The organism is Streptomyces aurantiaciflavus (genome assembly GCF_049808595.1).
Taxonomy (GTDB): domain Bacteria; phylum Actinomycetota; class Actinomycetes; order Streptomycetales; family Streptomycetaceae; genus Streptomyces.
On the sequence record NZ_JBNCAQ010000001.1, the window covers coordinates 222,474 to 241,376 of the forward strand.

At 72.7% G+C, this 18,903-nt stretch carries 14 protein-coding genes; 10 read left to right on the forward strand and 4 right to left on the reverse strand.

The genetic code is table 11. From position 1 onward, the window contains the following. Positions 1 to 99 precede the first annotated feature (99 nt). The 9 genes from ACPT94_RS00900 (at position 100) to ACPT94_RS00940 (ending at position 13,979) form a co-directional block, all read left to right on the forward strand. The gene (locus tag ACPT94_RS00900; protein ID WP_360348952.1) at positions 100 to 1,365 is read left to right on the forward strand and encodes a 6-phospho-beta-glucosidase; all 1,266 of its coding nucleotides are present in this window, start codon (positions 100 to 102) and stop codon (positions 1,363 to 1,365) included. Next, positions 1,356 to 2,327 carry an N-acetylglucosamine kinase gene (locus ACPT94_RS00905; RefSeq protein WP_360348949.1) on the forward strand — a complete coding sequence of 324 codons (972 nt, stop codon included), beginning with the start codon at positions 1,356 to 1,358 and terminating at the stop codon, positions 2,325 to 2,327. Before ACPT94_RS00900 ends, ACPT94_RS00905 begins: the two co-directional genes overlap by 10 nt. A gap of 175 nt (positions 2,328 to 2,502) precedes the next feature. After that, on the forward strand, positions 2,503 to 3,891 hold the full coding sequence (locus ACPT94_RS00910; RefSeq protein WP_425244800.1) for a hypothetical protein: 1,389 nt from the start codon (positions 2,503 to 2,505) through the stop codon (positions 3,889 to 3,891). 32 nt (positions 3,892 to 3,923) lie between these two features. Beyond that, positions 3,924 to 4,952, forward strand: coding sequence for a glutamate ABC transporter substrate-binding protein (locus tag ACPT94_RS00915; protein WP_425244911.1), 1,029 nt, complete (start codon positions 3,924 to 3,926; stop codon positions 4,950 to 4,952). Between the two features lie 61 nt (positions 4,953 to 5,013). Continuing rightward, positions 5,014 to 6,339, forward strand: a complete 1,326-nt coding sequence (locus ACPT94_RS00920; protein ID WP_360348943.1) for a coiled-coil domain-containing protein — start codon at positions 5,014 to 5,016, stop codon at positions 6,337 to 6,339. Further along, positions 6,336 to 8,924 carry a serine/threonine-protein kinase gene (locus ACPT94_RS00925; RefSeq protein ID WP_425244801.1) on the forward strand — a complete coding sequence of 863 codons (2,589 nt, stop codon included), beginning with the start codon at positions 6,336 to 6,338 and terminating at the stop codon, positions 8,922 to 8,924. Before ACPT94_RS00920 ends, ACPT94_RS00925 begins: the two co-directional genes overlap by 4 nt. A 486-nt stretch (positions 8,925 to 9,410) precedes the next feature. Further along, a complete protein-coding gene (locus ACPT94_RS00930; RefSeq protein ID WP_425244912.1) occupies positions 9,411 to 10,673 on the forward strand; it encodes a PP2C family protein-serine/threonine phosphatase in 1,263 nt (420 codons plus the stop codon). Positions 10,674 to 10,795: 122 nt separating this feature from the next. Beyond that, positions 10,796 to 12,178 (forward strand): vWA domain-containing protein, encoded by a 1,383-nt coding sequence (locus ACPT94_RS00935; RefSeq protein WP_360348937.1) that lies wholly within the window; start codon positions 10,796 to 10,798, stop codon positions 12,176 to 12,178. 58 nt (positions 12,179 to 12,236) lie between these two features. Then, a complete protein-coding gene (locus ACPT94_RS00940) occupies positions 12,237 to 13,979 on the forward strand; it encodes an FHA domain-containing protein (protein ID WP_425244802.1) in 1,743 nt (580 codons plus the stop codon). A gap of 13 nt (positions 13,980 to 13,992) precedes the next feature. Here ACPT94_RS00940 and ACPT94_RS00945 read toward each other — a convergent pair whose 3' ends face one another. Beyond that, a complete protein-coding gene (locus ACPT94_RS00945) occupies positions 13,993 to 14,994 on the reverse strand; it encodes a methyltransferase domain-containing protein (RefSeq protein WP_360348931.1) in 1,002 nt (333 codons plus the stop codon). A 247-nt stretch (positions 14,995 to 15,241) separates the two neighbouring features. Here ACPT94_RS00945 and ACPT94_RS00950 point away from each other — a divergent pair, with 247 nt between their 5' ends. Beyond that, positions 15,242 to 15,655, forward strand: a complete 414-nt coding sequence (locus tag ACPT94_RS00950) for a globin (RefSeq protein ID WP_425244803.1) — start codon at positions 15,242 to 15,244, stop codon at positions 15,653 to 15,655. Between the two features lie 30 nt (positions 15,656 to 15,685). Here ACPT94_RS00950 and ACPT94_RS00955 read toward each other — a convergent pair whose 3' ends face one another. The 3 genes from ACPT94_RS00955 to ettA are packed head-to-tail and all read right to left on the reverse strand — an operon-like array spanning position 15,686 to position 18,437. Then, positions 15,686 to 16,366: a DUF8185 domain-containing protein gene (locus ACPT94_RS00955; protein ID WP_425244804.1), complete on the reverse strand. Its 681-nt coding sequence runs from the start codon at positions 16,364 to 16,366 to the stop codon at positions 15,686 to 15,688. Next, positions 16,363 to 16,770: an acyl-CoA thioesterase gene (locus ACPT94_RS00960; protein WP_360348922.1), complete on the reverse strand. Its 408-nt coding sequence runs from the start codon at positions 16,768 to 16,770 to the stop codon at positions 16,363 to 16,365. The genes ACPT94_RS00955 and ACPT94_RS00960 overlap by 4 nt, the downstream gene beginning before the upstream one ends. A 2-nt stretch (positions 16,771 to 16,772) precedes the next feature. Beyond that, entirely contained in the window at positions 16,773 to 18,437 is a 1,665-nt protein-coding gene (gene ettA, locus ACPT94_RS00965) for an energy-dependent translational throttle protein EttA (protein WP_360348919.1), read from the reverse strand. Positions 18,438 to 18,903: the final 466 nt, after the last annotated feature.

An 18,903-nucleotide genomic window follows, 5' to 3' on the forward strand; every position in this document is an offset into this window, starting at 1 on the left:
TCTCCCCGGGGGACGCTGTCCCCGATTGCCGCTGCGCGGCGGGCCGGACCCCCAGCCGATGACCATCGTCCCCAGCGCCTGAAAGCGAGGCACTCCTCAGTGAAACTAACCGTGGTCGGCGGCGGCTCGACCTACACACCCGAACTGATCGACGGCTTCGCCCGCCTGCGGGACACGCTCCCGCTGGAGGAGCTGGTCCTCGTCGACCCGGCGACGGAACGCCTGGAGCTGGTCGGCGGTCTGGCCCGCCGCATCTTCGCACGGCAGGACCACCCCGGCCGGATCGTCACGACCTCCGACCTGGACGCGGCGGTCGACGGCGCCGACGCCGTCCTCCTCCAGCTCCGCGTCGGCGGCCAGGCCGCCCGCGAGCAGGACGAGACCTGGCCCCTGGAGTGCGGCTGCGTCGGCCAGGAGACGACCGGCGCGGGCGGCCTCGCCAAGGCGCTGCGCACGGTCCCGGTGGTCCTGGACATCGCCGAACGGGTCCGCCGTAGGAACCCCCGCGCCTGGATCATCGACTTCACCAACCCGGTCGGCATCGTCACCCGCGCCCTGCTCCAGGCCGGGCACCGGGCGGTCGGTCTGTGCAACGTGGCGATCGGCTTCCAGCGCAAGTTCGCGGGGTTGCTGGGGGTCGCGCCCGCGGACGTCCATCTGGACCACGTCGGCCTCAACCACCTCACCTGGGAGACGGGGGTGCGTCTCGGCGGCCCGGAGGGCGAGGACGTCCTGCCGAAGCTGCTGTCCGACCACGGCGACACGATCGCGGCGGACCTGCACCTGCCCCGCCCCCTCCTGGACCGCCTGGCGGTGGTCCCGTCGTACTACCTGCGCTACTACTACGCCCACGACGAGGTCGTCCGGGAGCTGCGCACCAAGCCGTCCCGGGCGGCGGAAGTCGCCGAGATGGAACGGCGGTTGCTGCGGATGTACGGCGACCCGTCCCTGGACGCGAAGCCGGAGCTGCTGGCGCGGCGCGGCGGCGCCTACTACTCGGAGGCCGCCGTGGACCTGGCGGCCGCGCTGCTCACCGGCTCCGGCAGCCCCTACCAGGTGGTGAACGCGTACAACCACGGCACGCTGCCCTTCCTCCCGGACGACGCGGTGATCGAGATCCAGGCGGCGGTCGGCCCGAAGGGCCCGTCCCCGCTGCCGACGGCACCCCCGGACCCGCTCTTCGCGGGCCTCATGGCCAACGTGACCGCCTACGAGCACCTGGCCCTGGAGGCGGCCCTGCACGGCGGCCGGGACCGCGTCTTCCGGGCCCTCCTGGCCCACCCCCTGATCGGCCAGTACGAGTACGCCGACACGTTGACCGACCGACTCGTCGCACACAACCGGGAGCACCTCGCGTGGGCCTGACCGCAAGCGTCCTCGCCATCGACGCGGGCAACAGCAAGACCGACGTCGCCGTCGTGGCCGCCGACGGCGAGGTCCTCGCCACGGCCCGCGGCGGCGGCTTCCGCCCGCCCACCGTGGGCGTGGGCCCGGCGGTGGACGCCCTCGCCGACACCGTCACGCGCGCGTACACCGCCGCCGGCGTCACCTCGGCGACCCACGTCTCGGCCTGCCTGGCCAACGCCGACCTGCCCGTGGAGGAGGAACAGCTGGCGGCGGCCCTGCACGCACGCGCGTGGGGCGCGTCGGTGGAGGTCCGCAACGACACGTTCGCCATCCTGCGGGCCGGCGTGGCCGAGCCCCGGGGCGTGGCCGTCGTCTGCGGCGCCGGCATCAACTGCGTGGGCATGCGCCCCGACGGCCGTACCGCCCGCTTCCCCGCCCTCGGCCGCCTCTCCGGCGACTGGGGCGGCGGCTGGGGTCTGGCGGAGGAGGCCGTCTGGCACGCGGCGAGGGCGGAGGACGGCCGCGGCGGCCCGACGGCCCTGGCCCGCACGCTCCCGGCCCACTTCGCCCTGCCGTCCATGTACGCCCTGATCGAAGCCCTGCACCTGGAGCGCATCCCACCCGCCCGCCGCCACGAACTCACCCCCGTCCTCTTCGCGACGGCGGCCCAGGGCGACGAACTGGCCCGCACACTCGTCGACCGCCTGGCCGAGGAGGTCGTGACGATGGCGGTGGTGGCCCTGACCCGGCTGGAACTGCTGGAGGAGGAGACGCCGGTACTGCTGGGCGGTGGCGTCCTGGCGGCAGGGCACCTGCAACTTGACGACGGTGTACGGGAGTTGCTGGCAGCGCGAGCGCCCAAGGCCGTGCCGCGGGTGGTACGGGAAAGGCCGGTGCTGGGGGCGGCGATGCTGGGCCTGGACCGCATGGGAGCGGGGGTGGAGGCGCGGGGAAGGGTGCGAGACTTCTTCCGGACGTGAGCGCACCCACCCAAAGGGCGCGGGGCCGTATCGATGTGCGGCTCCGCCGCGTGGGCACGACCAGCCGAAATCGACCCGCACCCCGACAACGGGCCGCCACCCCCCGAGGCGGAACCGAACACCCACCCACCGCGTGTTCACCAGCACGCATTGGCTGCGATACTGGCGCCGACACATGACCATGGGGGAGGTCAGAGACGTGGCACACCCGCCAACGATCACCGCGGCACCGCCCAAGCGCCGCACGGCATTCGCCGAGGGCGCGGACCAGCTGCGCGCCGCCGCGACCACGGAGCCGGGCCGGCTCCGTATCATCGGCGCCCTCCTCGCCCTCCTGGTCGTCGCGTTCGGCGCCGTCACCGCCTGGCAGATGACCGACCGCTCGGCCGCCGCCGACGACGTACTCCACAAGAGCCAGCCCCTCAGCGCGGCCGCCGCCGACATCTACCGTTCCCTCGCCGACGCCAACACCGCCGCGTCCAGTGGCTTCCTGGCGGGCGGTCAGGAGACGGCCGAGTCGCGCAAGCGCTACGAGGACGGCATCGACACGGCCGCCGCGAAGCTGGTGACCGCGGCGAACAACTCCGACCCCGGCTCCCCTTCGGCGGCGGCCATCGTCAAGCTGAACAAGCTGCTGCCGGAGTACAAGGGCCTGGTCGAGCGCGCCCGGACGTACAACCGGCAGGGCTTCCCGGTCGGCGGCGCCTATCTGCGGTACGCGAACCAGAAGATGCAGAAGGAGATGCTCCCGGCGGCCGAGGATCTCTACAAGAAGGAGAACCAGCGCCTCGAGGACGACTACGCGGACGCCACCCCCTACCCGTGGGCGGCGATCGCGCTGGGCGTCCTCGTGCTGGCCGCGCTCGCCTGGGCCCAGCACCGCAACTACCGCCGTACGAACCGTGTGCTGAACCACGGCCTGGTCGCGGCCACCGCGGCCGCCTCGGTCGTCCTGCTGTGGCTCGTCGTCGGCCACAGCGTGGCCCGCGCCGGCCTGAACGACTCCTACGACCACGGTGTCCGCTCGCTGAACGTCCTGCACGACGCCCGGATCGCCTCCCTCAAGGCCCGCGGCAACGAGAACCTCACGCTCGTGGCGCGCGGCGCCGAGACCGTGAAGGTGACGGCCGACGGGGAGGAGGTGACGGTCGACCGGTACGACCACGACTTCACCACGGACATGAACGTCCTCGGCAAGGGCCTCGCGCAGGCGGCGCGGCTCGCCGACGACCCGTCGGGCGAGAAGCCGGTCACGCAGGCCGAGAGCAACATGGCCGAGTGGAAGAAGCGCCACACCGCGGCCCGCTCCCAGGACGACAACGGCAACTACGAGCAGGCACTCGCCCTGGTGATCGGCGGCAAGGGCGCGACCGGCGAGTGCTTCGACAGCGTCGACGCGAACCTGGCGAGCGCGCTGGACCACGAGGAGAAAGAGTTCAGGCAGGCGGCCGGCGACGGTCTGGACGCGATGGGCGGTCTGCCGCTGGGCGCGGCCGTGCTGGCCGTCCTGGGCGCGGCGGGCGCGGTCCTCGGCATCGGCCGCAGGCTGTCGGAGTACCGGTGAAAGGGGGAGTACCGGTGGAAGAGGGCGTGACGATGCGGGCGCGACGGATGCGGGCCGGCCTGAAGGGCTGGGGCGGAGTCGGTGCGATGGCGGTCGTCTGCGCCCTCGCGCTGGCCTTCGTGCTGCTGCTGCCGTGGACCCAGTCGCACGGCGACGGCAGCACGGGCACGGGCGGCCGGGGCGTCGCCGAGGGCACCCCCGCGGCCGACGCGGCGTGCAAGAGCCCGGAGCAGCAGACGCTGTCGCCGTCGGCCGCGGACGGCACGACGATCGCCGCGATCAAGGCCCGGCAGGGCGAGAGGCGCAAGCTGATCGTCGGCGTCGACCAGAACAGCTACCGCTGGGGCTACCGCAACCCCAACACGACCGGTGCCGGCCTGGAGGGCTTCGACATCGACCTGGTCCACCGGATCGCCCAGGACATCCTCGGCGACCCGAACGCTGTGCAGTTCAAGGCGATTCCGACCAACCAGCGCATCCCGGCGATCAAGGAGGGCCGGGTCGACATGGTGGTCCGCACGATGACGATCACCTGCGACCGCATCAAGGACGTCGCGTTCTCCGCGCCGTACTTCAGGACCGGGCAGCAGGTCCTCGCCCCCAAGTCCTCGACGATCACCGGCTACAACGACACGCTGGCGAAGAAGAAGGTCTGCACGGCGGCCGGTTCGACCGCCAACACGCGGCTGACCGACGACCTCGAGACGGGCACGCTGCCCGCCACGACCGACATCTCCACCACCGTCCCCAACCAGCTCGACTGCCTGGTGCGGTTGCAGCTCGGCGAGGTCGACGCGGTCGTCACCGACGGCGCGCTGGCGGCCAGCCAGGCCGCGCAGGACCCGACGGTGGAACTCAAGGGCGCGCCGTTCACGGCCGAGTACTACGGCGTGGCGATGAAGAAGGACGCCGACGATCTGGTACGCCGGGTCAACCAGATCCTGGTGCAGTACCGCGCGAACGGCTGGCAGGCGTCGTACGACAAGTGGCTGTCGGCCACACTGGGTGAGGACGCGGCGACGTCGAGGCCGCCCGCGCCGCAGTACCTGCGCACGAGTTGACGTGACCGACGGGCAGGCGACGGACCGAGCGAGAGACCGACACAGCAGCGAGAGGTGATCGATGGGCGTCACGGGACCCCCCGGGCCGGTAATGGACCGGGACGAGGTGGACCGTGCGCTGGCGCGGCTCGGCCAGGAGCACGAGGCGATCGAGACCTCGCTGCTGGCCCTCCAGGACCACGCCGGCCGCAGGCTCCTCGAGGGTGCCGAGCTCACCGGCGTCACCAAGGAGCGCTGGGCGGACGCGGAGGCGTCGATCACGCTGCTGTGGGCGTACTTCGACGCGTACACGGACGCGTTGCGCTCCGCGCGGGAGATCCGCTCGCGACGCCGCTGGTCCAGCCGCGAGGACCTGGTGGAGCTGACGGAGCTGCTGCGCGGCGAGTCCGTCACGGTCGCCGGCTCGGCGCTGGCGGGCGCGCCCACCCTGCACGGCACGGGCAAGCTCAGCCAGAGCTTCTCGCTGACCGAGCTCGTCGACCGGATGAACGAGCTGTACGCGTCGTCGCTGGACATGGTCGTCGCCGCCGACGCGGTGTGGTCGGCACTGCCCGCCCGCATCGATTTACTGGCCGCGGAGCTGCAGCGCACCCGCCGGCTCGCGCACTCCGTCGGTGTCCGCCCGGGCGAGCATCCGGCGGGCGACGACCTGGAGCGCATCACGCGCACCCTGACACGTCTGCGCGAGCAGGTGGTGTCGGACCCGCTGGCGTACTGGGTGCCCGCGCAGGGCAGTTCGGCGCCCGGCGGCGGCCGCCCGGACACCACGGTCTACGACCGTGAGGCACGCGCGCTGGAGGACGTACGGCGGGAGATCGACGCCGTGTTGACCGTCCGTCAGGACGCCGAGCAGCGGCTGGTGCGGCTGCGGGACGTCCTCAGCCGGGCGGACCGTACGCTCGCCGAGGCGCGGACCGCGCGCGGCGAGGTGCTCGCGAAGATCGCCGCGACGGAGGTGCCGGTGGTCAGCGGGCCGCCGACCGCGCTGCAGGAACAGCTGGCGACGGCCGCCGAGTACCGCAGACAGGCCCAGTGGCACCGGCTGTCCCCGCTGCTGGAGTCCCTGGAGCAGAAGGCGGAGGACGAACTGCTGCGCGCCCGCGAGTCGTTGACCGCGGTCACCGCGCCGCTGGCGGTCCGCGCGGAGCTGCGCGGCCGCCTCGACGCGTACAAGGCGAAGGTCGCCCGGCACGGGCTCGCCGAGGACCCGTTCCTCATCGAGCGCTACGACGCGGCGCGCCGCATGCTGTGGAGCGCGCCCTGCGACCTGCGCGTCGCCGAACAGGCCGTCCTGCGCTACCAGCAGGCGGCCGCCGAACTGCTCGCCGCCCCGCGCGTGCCCGAGCAGGGCGGACCTCAGGACCACAGGGGGGAGTACGGGTCATGAGTCAGGCAGGACAGACGTGCCAGCGGCCGGGCTGCGACGGGTCGTACGAGGACGTGGGCGGCGGCGAGCTGTACTGCGACACCTGCGGTCTGGCCCCGGTCGTCTCGTCCGGGGGAGGACCGGTCGGCTCGCCGCCCACCGGGGTGACCGGCGGCGGCAGGGGCTCGGCGGGCAGCGGCAGTTCACGCTCCAGCGGACGCAGCGCCCGCAGTTCGCGTACGTCCTCGCAGTCGTCGAAGTCGCGCCGCTCGGTGTCGGGCCGGCTCTCGCGGTCGCTGTCGGGCAAGTCGACGGGCCGCTCGGTGTCGGTGCGCAGCTCCGGTTCGTCGGCCGGTTCCTCCGGGCGCGCACGGCTCGGCGTCGGGCTCGTCTCGGTGCCGCAGGTGCCGAGGCCGGACCCGCGCGCGATGGTGCTCGACAACCCAGAGGTGCCCGAGCGCAAGCGGTTCTGCTCCCGCTCCGACTGCGGTGCGCCGGTGGGCCGCGCGCGCGGTGACCGCCCCGGGCGCACGGAGGGCTTCTGCACCAAGTGCGGCCACCCGTACTCCTTCGTCCCCAAGCTGAAGGCCGGCGACGTCGTGCACGGCCAGTACGAGGTCGTGGGCTGCCTGGCGCACGGCGGCCTCGGCTGGATCTACCTGGCCGTCGACCGCGCGGTGTCGGACCGCTGGGTGGTGCTGAAGGGCCTCCTGGACACCGGCGACCAGGACGCGATGGCCGCCGCGATCTCTGAGCGGCGCTTCCTCGCCGAGATCGAGCACTCCAACATCGTGCGGATCTACAACTTCGTCGAACACCTCGACCAGCGCACGGGCTCGCTCGACGGCTACATCGTCATGGAGTACGTCGGCGGCAAGTCCCTCAAGGAGATCGCCAACACGCGCCGCACGGCCGAGGGCAAGCGGGACCCGCTGCCGGTGGAGCAGGCGTGCGCGTACGGCATCGAGGCCCTGGAGGCGCTCGGCCATCTGCACAGCCGCAACCTGCTGTACTGCGACTTCAAGGTCGACAACGCGATCCAGACCGAGGACCAGCTCAAGCTGATCGACATGGGCGCCGTGCGCCGCATGGACGACGACGAGTCGGCGATCTACGGCACGGTCGGCTACCAGGCGCCGGAGGTCGCCGAGGTCGGCCCGTCGGTCGCCAGCGACCTCTACACGGTCGGCCGCACGCTGGCCGTCCTGACCTTCGACTTCCAGGGCTACACCACCGTCTTCGCCGACTCGCTCCCCGACCCGGACTCCATCGAGGTCTTCCGCCGGTACGAGTCCTTCTACCGGCTCCTGGTCCGCGCCACCGACCCCGACCCGGCCCGCCGGTTCGCCTCCGCGCAGGAGATGGCGGAGCAGCTGACGGGTGTGCTGCGCGAGGTCGTCTCGCTGCAGTCGGGGCGGGCGCGGCCCGCGCTGTCGACGCTGTTCGGGCCCGAAGTGAAGGTCACGGACACGGAGTTGTTCCCCAAGCTGAACGGCGAGGTGTCGCGGCTGGGCGCGCGGATCGTCAGGCCCGCGCGACCCGCCCGCGGTTCGGCCACGGCCGGGGCGCCGAACGGCGGTACGGCCACGCTGCCGAGCGCGGCAGCCGTGACGCTGCCCGGCGCGGGAGTCCTCACGCCGCCGGGTGCCGGGGCCGGCACGCCCGGCCTCGTCAAGCCCGTCGACGCCCCCGCCGCCGCCCTCGCCCTGCCCGTCCCGCACGTCGACCCGGCCGACCCCAACGCGGGTTTCCTGGCAGGCCTGCTGACCTCCGCGCCGGCCGAACTGATCACCGCCCTCGCGGCCGCGCCGGCGCCGTCCGTCGAGACCCGGCTGCGGCAGGTCCGCGCCTGGCTGGAGAACGGCGACTTCGACGCCGCCCTCACGGCCCTGACCAAGCTGGAGGGCGAACGGCCCGACGACTGGCGGGTCGTGTGGTACCGGGGCGTGGCCTCGCTGGTCACCGGCGACGAGGAGGGCGCCGCGCTCGCCTTCGACGCGATCTACGACGCCTTCCCGGGCGAGCCCGCGCCCAAGCTGGCGCTCGGCCTGTGCGCGGAGCTGCTGGGGCAGTTGGACAACGCCGCCGAGTACTACCGGCTCGTGTGGTCGACCGACCCGAGCTATGTGAGCGCCGCGTTCGGCCTGGCCCGCGTGCAACTCGCGGCCGGCGACCGCCGAAGTGCCGTACGCACGCTGGAGTCCGTGCCGGAGTCCTCCATCCACTACACGGCCGCCCGCGTCGCGGCCGTCCGCGCCCGGCTGCGGCAGCGGACGGCGGCCGCCTCCGACGTACCCTTCCTGGAGGACCTCACCGCCGCCGCGGCGCAGGTCGAGGCGCTGGACGCGTACGGGCTGGATCCGACGCGGCGCGAGCAGTTGTCGGCGGAAGTCCTCGGCAGCGCCCTGGACTGGATACTCTCCGGTGGCCAGGGCGCCGGCCCCGGAACCCGTCGGGTACTGCTCGGCAGCGACCTGGACGAGCGGGGGCTCCGCTTCGGCCTGGAGCGTTCGTACCGCACGCTGGCCCGGCTGGCGACCGGCGGTGAGGAGAGGATCGACCTGGTGGAACGTGCCAATCGTTACCGCCCCCGGACGTGGGTGTAGTTGATGTCCCAGATGCCCCGGCAGACCGCCCTGCCGACCTGCCCGAGCTGCGCGGAGCCGCTCGACGCGGGCGACCGTTTCTGCGGCGCGTGCGGATACGACCTGTCAGCCGTGCCCCCCCACCCGGCCGACAACCCGACCCTCACGATGAACGGCACGGAGGTGAACGGGGGGGCTGTGCCGGGCGTGGATACCGACACACCGACGCCGGGCGCGGGCGTCGGTACACCGGCGCCGGGCGCGGCTGTCGGCACACCGGTGCCCGGAGCGGTTCCCGGTGCGTCGGTGCCCGGAGCGGTGACGGGCGCGCCCGTGCCCAACGTGGTTGCCGGTACGTCGGTGCCGGGCCAGGGGAACGGCGGGGCACCGGTACCGAGTGCGGTGACCGGCACGTCGGTCCCCGGCCAGGGCATCGGCGGGGCGCCGGTGACGGGCTCTCACACGAGCGGTGCGTCGTCGCCGGGCTCGGGGTTCGGCGGTGCGCCGCTGCCGGGGGCGGACGTGACGGGTGCGCCGATGCCGGGCGCGCCCTTCAGCGGTGTGCCGACGCCCCGCGCTGACACGGGCGGTACGCCCGCTCCCGGCTCGCCCTTCAGCGGTGCGCCGCTGCCCGGGCCGGACGCCGGCGGGGGGCACCTGCCGCCGCCGGCGTCCGCCGCGGCTCACCTGCCTCCGGACAGCCCCGAGCCTCCCGGCGGCGGCCCCGTGCCGCCCCCGCCCCCTGGCACCCCCGTCTCCGGTGTCCGTTTCGACCGGCCGGCGGAGCCGGAGGAGTATCCGTTGCAGGCCCCCGACCCGCGGGTGGCCGCCGAGGCCGCGGTGGTCGCGGAGAGCGCCAAGGTGTGCGTGGCCTGCCGTGCGGGACGGGTCGACGACGACGGCTACTGCGAGAACTGCGGGCACGCCCAGCCGCGCGAACGCGACCACATGGAGCAGGAGTCGGGCGCCGTGGCCGCCGTCAGCGACCGCGGCCTGCGCCACCACCGCAACGAGGACGCCTTCGGCATCGGCCACACCGCGCTGCCCGACGGCTCCCCCGCACTCGTGGCGATCGTCTGCGACGGCGTGTCCTCCGCGACCCGCCCCGACGACGCCTCCCTGGCCGCGTCCCGGGCGGCGAGCCAGTCGCTGCTGACGGCCCTGCCGCAGGGCACGCACCCGCAGCAGGCCATGCACGAGGCGATCGTCGCCGCCTCGCACGCGGTCAACGCGCTCGCCGCGGAACCCGCCACCGCCCGCGAACACGCCCCGCACCAGAACGCCCCCGCCTGCACCCTCGTCGGCGCGGTCGTCACCGCCGGCCTGCTGGTCGTCGGCTGGGTCGGCGACAGCCGCGTCTACTGGGTCCCGGCGGACCGCACTTCACCCCCGGCCCGGCTCACCGAGGACGACTCCTGGGCCGCCCAGATGGTCGCGGCGGGACTGATGAACGAGGCGGAGGCCTACGCCGACGACCGCGCCCACGCGATCACCGGCTGGCTCGGCGCCGACGCCTACGAACTCGAACCGCACACCGCGTCCTTCAAGCCGGACCGCCCCGGTGCGGTCGTCGTGTGCACCGACGGCCTGTGGAACTACGCGGAGGCGGCCGAGGAGATGGCCGAGGCCCTCCCCCTCGACGCCGCCGTACGCCCGCTGCACGGCGCCCGCGTACTCGTCGGGCACGCGCTGGACGGCGGCGGGCACGACAACGTAACAGTGGCGGTCCTGCCGTTCCCCGCCCCCGCGCAGGGGGCAGGATCGGCCTGAGGCCGCACAAAGCCGTACAACGCACGTCGCACACGGGGAAGCAGCGGCGGACCGGAGGGGACCGGTCCGCCGACCGTCATCACCCCACGACCGTGGGGGTTCCAAGGGGGATTCGATCAGGCATGGCCAATTTCTCGAAGTCGAACGTGCCGCAGTTCTCGGTGGACGTCTACCAGAACGAGTACCTGCCGGAAGGCGGCCGCGAGGTCAACGCGATCGTGACGGTCACCGCCACCGGCGGCGGCACGGTCGGCAGCGCCGTCGCGGCACCGCACCTCTACTCGCCGGGCCAGGGCCCGTCCGCCGCCGTGGCGATCATGGTGGACTGCTCGGGCTCGATGGACTACCCGCCCACCAAGATGCGCAACGCCCGTGACGCCACGGCCGCCGCCATCGACACCCTGCGCGACGGCGTGCGGTTCGCGGTGATCGACGGCACCCACGTGGCCAAGGAGGTCTACCCGGGCGGCGGGCAGCTCGCGGTCGCCGACGCCACGACCCGCGGGCAGGCCAAGCAGGCCCTGCGCCGGCTCAGCGCGGGCGGCGGCACGGCGATCGGCACCTGGCTGCGTCTGGCCGACCGGCTGCTGTCCACCGCTGACGTCGCCATCCGCCACGGCATCCTGCTGACCGACGGCCGCAACGAGCACGAGTCGCCGGAGGACCTCAAGGCCGCCCTGGACTCCTGCGCCGGCCGTTTCACCTGTGACGCCCGCGGCGTGGGCACCGACTGGGAAGTGAAAGAAGTCACAGGGATCGCCTCCGCCCTGCTCGGCACCGCCGACATCGTCGCCGACCCGGCCGGCCTCGCCGCCGACTTCACGCAGATGATGGAGACGGCGATGGGCAAGGAGGTCGCGGACGTCGCGCTCCGGCTGTGGACCCCGGTCGGCACCAGCGTCAAGTTCGTCAAGCAGGTCGCCCCGACCGTCGAGGAGTTGACCGACCGCCGCACCGAGTCCGGCCCGCGGTCCGGGGACTACCCCACCGGTTCCTGGGGCGACGAGTCCCGTGACTACCACGTCTGCGTCGAGGTCCCGGCCGCGAACATCGGCCAGGAGATGCTCGCCGCCCGCGTCTCCCTGGTCATTCCGCAGCCTGGGGGCACCTCCCGCTCGAGCGCGGCCGGGAGTGGGGGAGGGAGCGTGCAGAACCTGGGCGCCCAGGGCCTCGTGAGGGCCGTGTGGACCGACGACATGGCCGCCTCCACCTCGATCAACCCACAGGTGGCGCACTACACCGGGCAGGCCGAACTGGCCCAGGTCATCCAACAGGGACTGGACCTCCGCAAAGCGGGCGATATGGATGGAGCAACGGCCAAACTGGGCCGTGCCGTTCAGCTCGCGAGTGTCTCCGGGAACGCCGATACTGCGAAACTGCTTGCGAAGGTGGTGGACGTGGTCGATGCCGCGACAGGTACTGTGCGACTGAAGGCGAAGGTCGCGGAGGCAGACGAGATGACCCTCGAGACCCGGTCCACAAAGACTGTTCGTGTAAAGAAGTGACCTAGTAGGACCCCAGCAGGCCCCTGTAGGACACCGAAGGAGAGGGGGACGCGCCGACATGCCGACCTGCCCGAACGGACACCAGTCGGGTTCCGACGACTGGTGCGAGGTCTGCGGTCACCGCATGGCCGGTGCCGTACCGCCGCCTCCTCCCCCGCCGACGGCCGGCGGCGGATACGGCTTCCCGCCGCCCCCGCCCGGCCCCGGCGGCCGTCCCGACGGCCGCCATCTGTCCGCCGTACCGGACGCCGAGCCCGAGCTGTGCCCGCAGTGCCGTACGCCCCGTGAGGGCGGTGCGCCGTTCTGCGAGGAGTGCCGCTGGAACTTCCTGACGAACACGGCGACCTCGTACACCCCCGCCGCCCCGCGCCCGCCCGCGCCCGGCCCGGGACCGTCGGGTCCCGGTGGCCCCGGTATGGGCCCCGGCGGTCCGGGGGGCCCTGGCGCTCCGGGCGGTCCCGGTGGTCCGGGTGCGCGGTTCCAGCCGCCGCCCCCGTCCTTCGGCGGCAGCGACTCCTTCGAGTACCAGAGCTCCCGTCCGTCCCAGGTGAACCGCCCCGCCGAACCCATCCCGCCGGGCCCGCCGTTCGGCAGCGAGCCGTCGCGCCCTTCGGGCCCGGGCGGTCCTGGCGGTCCGGGCGGTCAGGGTGGCGGACAGCCGTTCGGACGCGAGCCGGGCGGTCCCGGTGGCGGACAGCAACCCTTCGGACGTGAGCCGGGCGGTCCGGGCGGCGGACAGCCCTTCGGACGCGAACCGGGCGGTCCGGGCGGTGGTCAGCCCTTCGGACGGGAGCCCTCCGGTCCCGGCAGCACCGCCGGCGGGCCGTCGGGCCCTGGTGGTCCGGGCGGCGGTCCGGCCGCGGGTGCCTTCGGACGTGAGCCGTCGGGTGCGCCCGGCGACCCCTTCGGACGCGGTCCGTCCACCGGGCCGTCCGGCGACCCCTTCGGACGTGAGCCCTCCGGCCCGTCCGGTGACCCCTTCCGGCGCGAGCCCTCCGGCCCCGGCGGCCGTCCTCCCGGCCCGCCCGGATCCGCCCCGTCGGGTCCCGGCGGCCCAGGTGGTCCCGGCGGCCCCTCCGGTTTCGGCGGCGACCCCTCACGGCAGGTTCCGCCGCCGCCCGGCCCTGGCGGTCCTGGCCCCGGTGGCCCCGGTGGCACGGCTCCGGGCGCGCCCCAGGCCTTCCAGCCGTCCGCCCCGCCCGGCTACCCGCAGCCGGACGGCCGGCCCGCCCCGCCCGGTCCCTCCTTCGGCGGCGCCGACGACGACTGGGTGATCTCCCCGCCGTCGAACACCGCTCCCGGCGGTCCCGGCGGCGCCCAGGGCGGCTACGGCTACCCGCAGCCCGGCGCCACCCAGGCCCCGCCCCCGCCCGGCCCGGCGTTCCCGCAGCAGCCGGCGACCTGGACGGTGACGATAGGGCCGGACCGCGAGTACTTCATGGCGATGATGCAGCGCTCCGGTCCCGAGGCCGCGGGCCTGAACCTGCCCGCGTACTCCCCGGAGCAGCAGCGCACGCTGACCGGCAACCAGATCACCATCGGCCGCCGCCGCCACTCCACCGGCGAGACCCCCGCCATCGACCTGTCGGTGCCGCCGGAGGACCCGGGCGTCTCGCACCAGCACGCGGTGCTGGTGCAGCAGCCGGACGGAAGCTGGGCGGTCGTCGACCAGAACTCGACGAACGGCACGACGGTCAACGGCTCCGACGAACCGATCCAGCCCTTCGTGCCGGTGCCGCTGCAGGACGGCGACCGCGTCCACGTCGGCGCGTGGACGACGATCACGATCCGCCGCGGCTAGGACCGGCCGGCAGTCAGGAAGTAACCGACGAGCCCGGAAGGGGCCAGGCGTAAGGCCCCTCCGGCTCGTCCAGCCACGCCCACGCGCGCTCGCCGCCGACGGTGATGCCGTACCGCTCCCGTCCGGGCCGGCCCTCCCGCTCCCACAGCGCGTACGCCTCCTGCGGGTCGAGGGTGCCCCGGGTCAGCGCCAGCAGGAACCGGAACAGGTCGCTCGCCCTGGCCCGCTGCGGCACCCCGCCCAGCGCCACCGGCTCCGGCTCGGGCCGGTCCGCGCCGCGCAACGGCACGAAGTAGGCGGGGGTGTGCAGGAAGTTCCCCTCGGCGTGCTCGGCGTCCCGTACCGTCAGCGCGACCAGACCGGTGGCCAGCGGTGTCAGGATCCGGGCGCCGGGACGGCACTGGGCGAGCCAGGCACGCGGGACCGACGCCAGCTGACAGGTCGCGACGATCCGGTCGAACGGCGCCCGCTCCGGCACCCCGCGCGCTCCGTCCCCCGTGACGACGACGGGGTGGTACCCGGCGTGCGCGAGATGCCGCCGCGCGGACTCGGTGATCTCCGGATCCAGATCCACGGTGGTGACCTGCTCGTCACCGAGCCGGTACGACAACAGCGCCGCGTTGTATCCCGTGCCGGCGCCGATCTCCAGCACCCGCATCCCCTTCTCCACCCGCAGCTCGGCCAGCATCAGGGCCATCAACGAGGGCTGGCTGCTGGAGGAGAGCAGCTCACCGTCCCGCAGCCGGGTCGCCAGCGGGGTGTCCTCGTAGGCGCCGGCGACCCAGCGCTCCCGGGTCCGCGGATCGGGACTCTCCCCCCAGCGCCGTTCGTATCCCCCCGCACCGCTCACGTAGTAGTACGGCACGAAGAGGTGCCGCGGAACGGCCGCGAAGGCCTCCTTCCACCCCGGGTCGGCGGCGAAGGCCCCGCTCTCCTCGATCTCCCGCACCAGCGCCGCCCGCGCCGAGGCGGCGAGGTCCTCCAACTCCTTGTCGGGAGCGCGCTGTGTACTCATGACTCCACTGTGCTGCGGGACGCGACGGGAGGCGAGCGCCGGAGGCCAAACGGCCAAGGGTCCGAGAAGCGGGGTCCGGGGGTCCGGGGGTCCGGGTCCATGAGTTCGGGGCCCGGAAGTCGGGGGGCCGGGAGTCAGAGGTCCGGGAGTCGGGGGCCCGGGGCTCAGAGGTCCGGGAGTCGGAGGCCCGGGGGTCCGAGATCCGAGGGTCCTAAGCCTTGAGTCCTCGGTCTCCGCGTCTGAGAGCATGGGGGACGTGAAAGAGATTCGGCGCGGCACGCTTCAGGAGCAGACCTTCTACGAGCAGGTCGGCGGGGAGGAGACCTTCCGCCGACTGGTCCACCGTTTCTACGAGGGAGTGGCCGAGGACCCGATCCTGCGGCCCATGTACCCCGAGGAGGACCTGGGCCCGGCCGAGGAGCGCCTGGTGCTGTTCCTGATCCAGTACTGGGGCGGTCCGACGACGTACAGCGACAACCGCGGCCACCCGCGGCTGCGCATGCGTCACGCGCCCTTCATTGTGGACCGGGCGGCGCACGACGCCTGGCTGAAGCACATGCGGGACGCGGTGGACGAGCTCGGCCTCTCCGAGGAGCACGAGCGGACGCTGTGGAACTACCTGACGTACGCGGCGGCGTCGATGGTGAACGCCCCGGACTGACCGTGGGTGGCGCGGGGCGCCGGGGGTCGCTCAGCGCACGCTGAGGTCCAGCCCCCCGAGCCCGGTCCGCCGCACGGCGATCGACCCGTACGGCGTCCGCAGCCGCAGCCACGCCCCCGAGGAGAACAGCCCGGCGTCCTGGGAGGCGCCGGCGGCCGGTCGCAGGAAACCGAGGGACTGGGCCGCGTGCACGGCCCGCACGGGCAGGCCGGTGTCCCCGACCGTCCGGGACCAGATCTCCCGCCCGATCCGGTCGAGTTCGGCGCGCGTACGCCGCTCCGGCGCCAGTTCCTCGGTACGGCGCCGGAACTCGCCGACCGCCGCGCCGACCATCTCCCGCAGCGCGTCCGGCCCCGGCAGCCCCGCCTCGGGCCGCCAGCCGCCGCGCGGGGGCAGCACACCCGCCCACGGCGGCCCGGTCACCGCGCCGGGCACGGCAGCGGTCGCCGCCGTCTCGTCCACGCTCTCCAGCAGCTCACCCGCGGACACGGTCACGTCCAGCGTGACGTCGAGCCCGTTCTCGTACGGCTTGGCCAGCCGCACCGCCCGGATCGCCAGGACCTCGAAGGACGGCGGCCGTCCGAAGACGGCCAGCGCGGTGCCGGCCGCCTGCAGCCGGACCGCGGCTCCACGGTCGTAGTGGAGCAGCCGGGAGAGGAAGGCCGCGAGATCCGCCGCCTCCCCCTCGTCGGCGAGATGGAGCACCGTCATGCGGCGACGGCCTCCTTGTCGTCCCGGTACTCCTCCAGGAACGCGCGCTCCTCGTCGGTGATCCGACGGGGCCGCTGCGCCGCGAAGTCGAACGGCACGATCACCGTCGAGGCGCGGACATAGACCTCGTCGCCGTCCTTCACCTCGTAGGCGATGGTGAAGGACGCCGCCCTGATCTCCGTGACCCACAGCTCGATGTCCACGGGACGGTGCCGGTGGACGAGCTGCCGCTTGTAGTCGATCTCGTGGCGCGCCACCACGGACCCCTGCTTGAAGTCCTTCTCCGGGCGGAACAGGAAGTCGATACGGGCTTCCTCCAGGTACCGGAGGAAGACCACGTTGTTGACGTGGCCGTACGCGTCCATGTCCGCCCAGCGCAGCGGGCAGCGGTAGATGTGCCGCAAGATCAGCCCCGGGTCAGCTTCTTGTAGGTGGCACGGTGCGGACGCGCGGCGTCCGGACCCAGCCGCTCGATCTTGTTCTTCTCGTACGACTCGAAGTTGCCCTCGAACCAGAACCACTTGGAGTCGCCCTCGTAGGCGAGGATGTGCGTGGCGACGCGGTCGAGGAACCACCGGTCGTGGGAGACGACCACGGCACAGCCCGGGAACTCGAGCAGCGCGTTCTCCAGGCTGCTGAGGGTCTCGACGTCGAGGTCGTTGGTGGGCTCGTCGAGAAGCAGCAGGTTGCCGCCCTGCTTGAGGGTGAGCGCGAGGTTGAGCCGGTTGCGCTCACCACCGGAGAGGATGCCGGCGGGCTTCTGCTGGTCGGGCCCCTTGAACCCGAAGGCGGAGACGTACGCGCGCGAAGGCATCTCCACCTGACCCACATTGATGTAGTCGAGCTCGTCGGAGACGACCGCCCACAGGGTCTTCTTCGGGTCGATGTTCTCGCGGCTCTGGTCGACGTACGAGATCTTGACGGTCTCGCCGACCTTGATGTCGCCGGAGTCCGGGGTCTCGAGCCCCTGGATCATCTTGAACAGGGTCGTCTTGCCGGCGCCGTTCGGACCGATGACGCCGACGATGCCGTTACGAGGCAGCGTGAACGACAGATCATCGATGAGGACCTTCTCACCGAAGGCCTTGTTGAGCTTGCTGACCTCGACGACGACGTTGCCCAGCCGCGGGCCCGGCGGGATCTGGATCTCCTCGAAGTCCAGCTTCCGCATCTTCTCGGCCTCGGCGGCCATCTCCTCGTAGCGGGCGAGACGCGCCTTGGACTTGGCCTGACGCCCCTTGGCGTTGGACCGCACCCACTCGAGCTCTTCCTTGAGCCGCTTCTGCCGCTTGGCGTCCTTCTGCCCCTCGACCTTGAGACGGGTCGCCTTGGTCTCCAGGTACGTGGAGTAGTTGCCCTCGTAGGGGTAGGCGCGGCCGCGGTCGAGCTCGAGGATCCACTCGGCGACGTTGTCGAGGAAGTACCGGTCGTGGGTGATGGCCACGACCGTCCCCGCGTACTTGGCGAGGTGCTGCTCCAGCCAGTTCACGGACTCGGCGTCGAGGTGGTTGGTGGGCTCGTCGAGGAGCAGCAGGTCGGGCGCCTCCAGCAGCAGCTTGCAGAGCGCGACGCGGCGCTTCTCACCACCGGAGAGGTTGGTGACGGGCCAGTCGCCGGGCGGGCAGCCCAGGGCGTCCATGGCCTGCTCCAGCTGGGCGTCGAGGTCCCACGCGTTGGCGTGGTCCAGCTCCTCCTGGAGCTTGCCCATCTCGTCGAGCAGCGCGTCGGAGTAGTCGGTGGCCATCAGCTCGGCGATCTCGTTGAACCGGTCGAGCTTGCCCTTGATCTCGGCGACACCCTCCTGGACGTTCTCCAGGACCGTCTTCTCCTCGTTCAGCGGGGGCTCCTGCAGCAGGATGCCGACGCTGTACCCCGGCGACAGGAACGCATCACCGTTGGACGGCTGTTCGATCCCCGCCATGATCTTCAGAACGGTCGACTTACCGGCACCGTTCGGGCCGACGACGCCGATCTTGGCACCCGGAAGGAAGTTCAGGGTGACGTCGTCGAGGATCACCTTGTCGCCGTGCGCCTTGCGCGCCTTGCGCATGGTGTAAATGAACTCAGCCAAGAGAAACCGTCCGGCAGCTTGAAATCTGGCAGTGGGCAGATACACCCCATCTTGCCGGACGGCTACCCCTGGGGGGAAACCCGTTCGGTTGGGGGGCGCTGACCTGGGGTTTCGCTGCTGACAACTGCGGCTCGACTGTCACTGTCGGTCGTCGTTGGGTGGCCTCGGGGGGCCTCGGACGGCCCAGAGACGGCCCAGGACTCGGCCGACTCGTCGTCCCGCCGAGCAGACGCCACGGCCCCTCGATGACTCAAGCGGTCGGGGAGCTCCGGGGAACAGTCTGCTGTGCAGGCAGCCGAAGGGACGGGTCTGGTTGAAGGTGAGCTTGTGGCCCAGTAGATGGCCCGCCCCAACGAGCATCAGCGGACAACATGATGGACAACGGAGCGGACAGCGATTTGGCCAGATAGAGGGACGCTCGGGGTGGGTATAACGCAGTACACTGCGTCTCACCTGCGAATACTGC

Excerpts from the sequence above, each read along its gene's own strand:
- ACPT94_RS00955 (WP_425244804.1), bottom strand. The coding sequence starts at position 16,366 with ATGACGGTGCTCCATCTCGCCGACGAGGGGGAGGCGGCGGATCTCGCG.
- ACPT94_RS00915 (WP_425244911.1), top strand. The coding sequence starts at position 3,924 with ATGCGGGCGCGACGGATGCGGGCCGGCCTGAAGGGCTGGGGCGGAGTC.
- ACPT94_RS00910 (WP_425244800.1), top strand. The coding sequence starts at position 2,503 with ATGACCATGGGGGAGGTCAGAGACGTGGCACACCCGCCAACGATCACC.
- ACPT94_RS00925 (WP_425244801.1), top strand. The coding sequence starts at position 6,336 with ATGAGTCAGGCAGGACAGACGTGCCAGCGGCCGGGCTGCGACGGGTCG.
- ACPT94_RS00920 (WP_360348943.1), top strand. The coding sequence starts at position 5,014 with ATGGGCGTCACGGGACCCCCCGGGCCGGTAATGGACCGGGACGAGGTG.
- ACPT94_RS00935 (WP_360348937.1), top strand. The coding sequence starts at position 10,796 with ATGGCCAATTTCTCGAAGTCGAACGTGCCGCAGTTCTCGGTGGACGTC.
- ACPT94_RS00940 (WP_425244802.1), top strand. The coding sequence starts at position 12,237 with ATGCCGACCTGCCCGAACGGACACCAGTCGGGTTCCGACGACTGGTGC.
- ACPT94_RS00945 (WP_360348931.1), bottom strand. The coding sequence starts at position 14,994 with ATGAGTACACAGCGCGCTCCCGACAAGGAGTTGGAGGACCTCGCCGCC.
- ACPT94_RS00950 (WP_425244803.1), top strand. The coding sequence starts at position 15,242 with ATGGGGGACGTGAAAGAGATTCGGCGCGGCACGCTTCAGGAGCAGACC.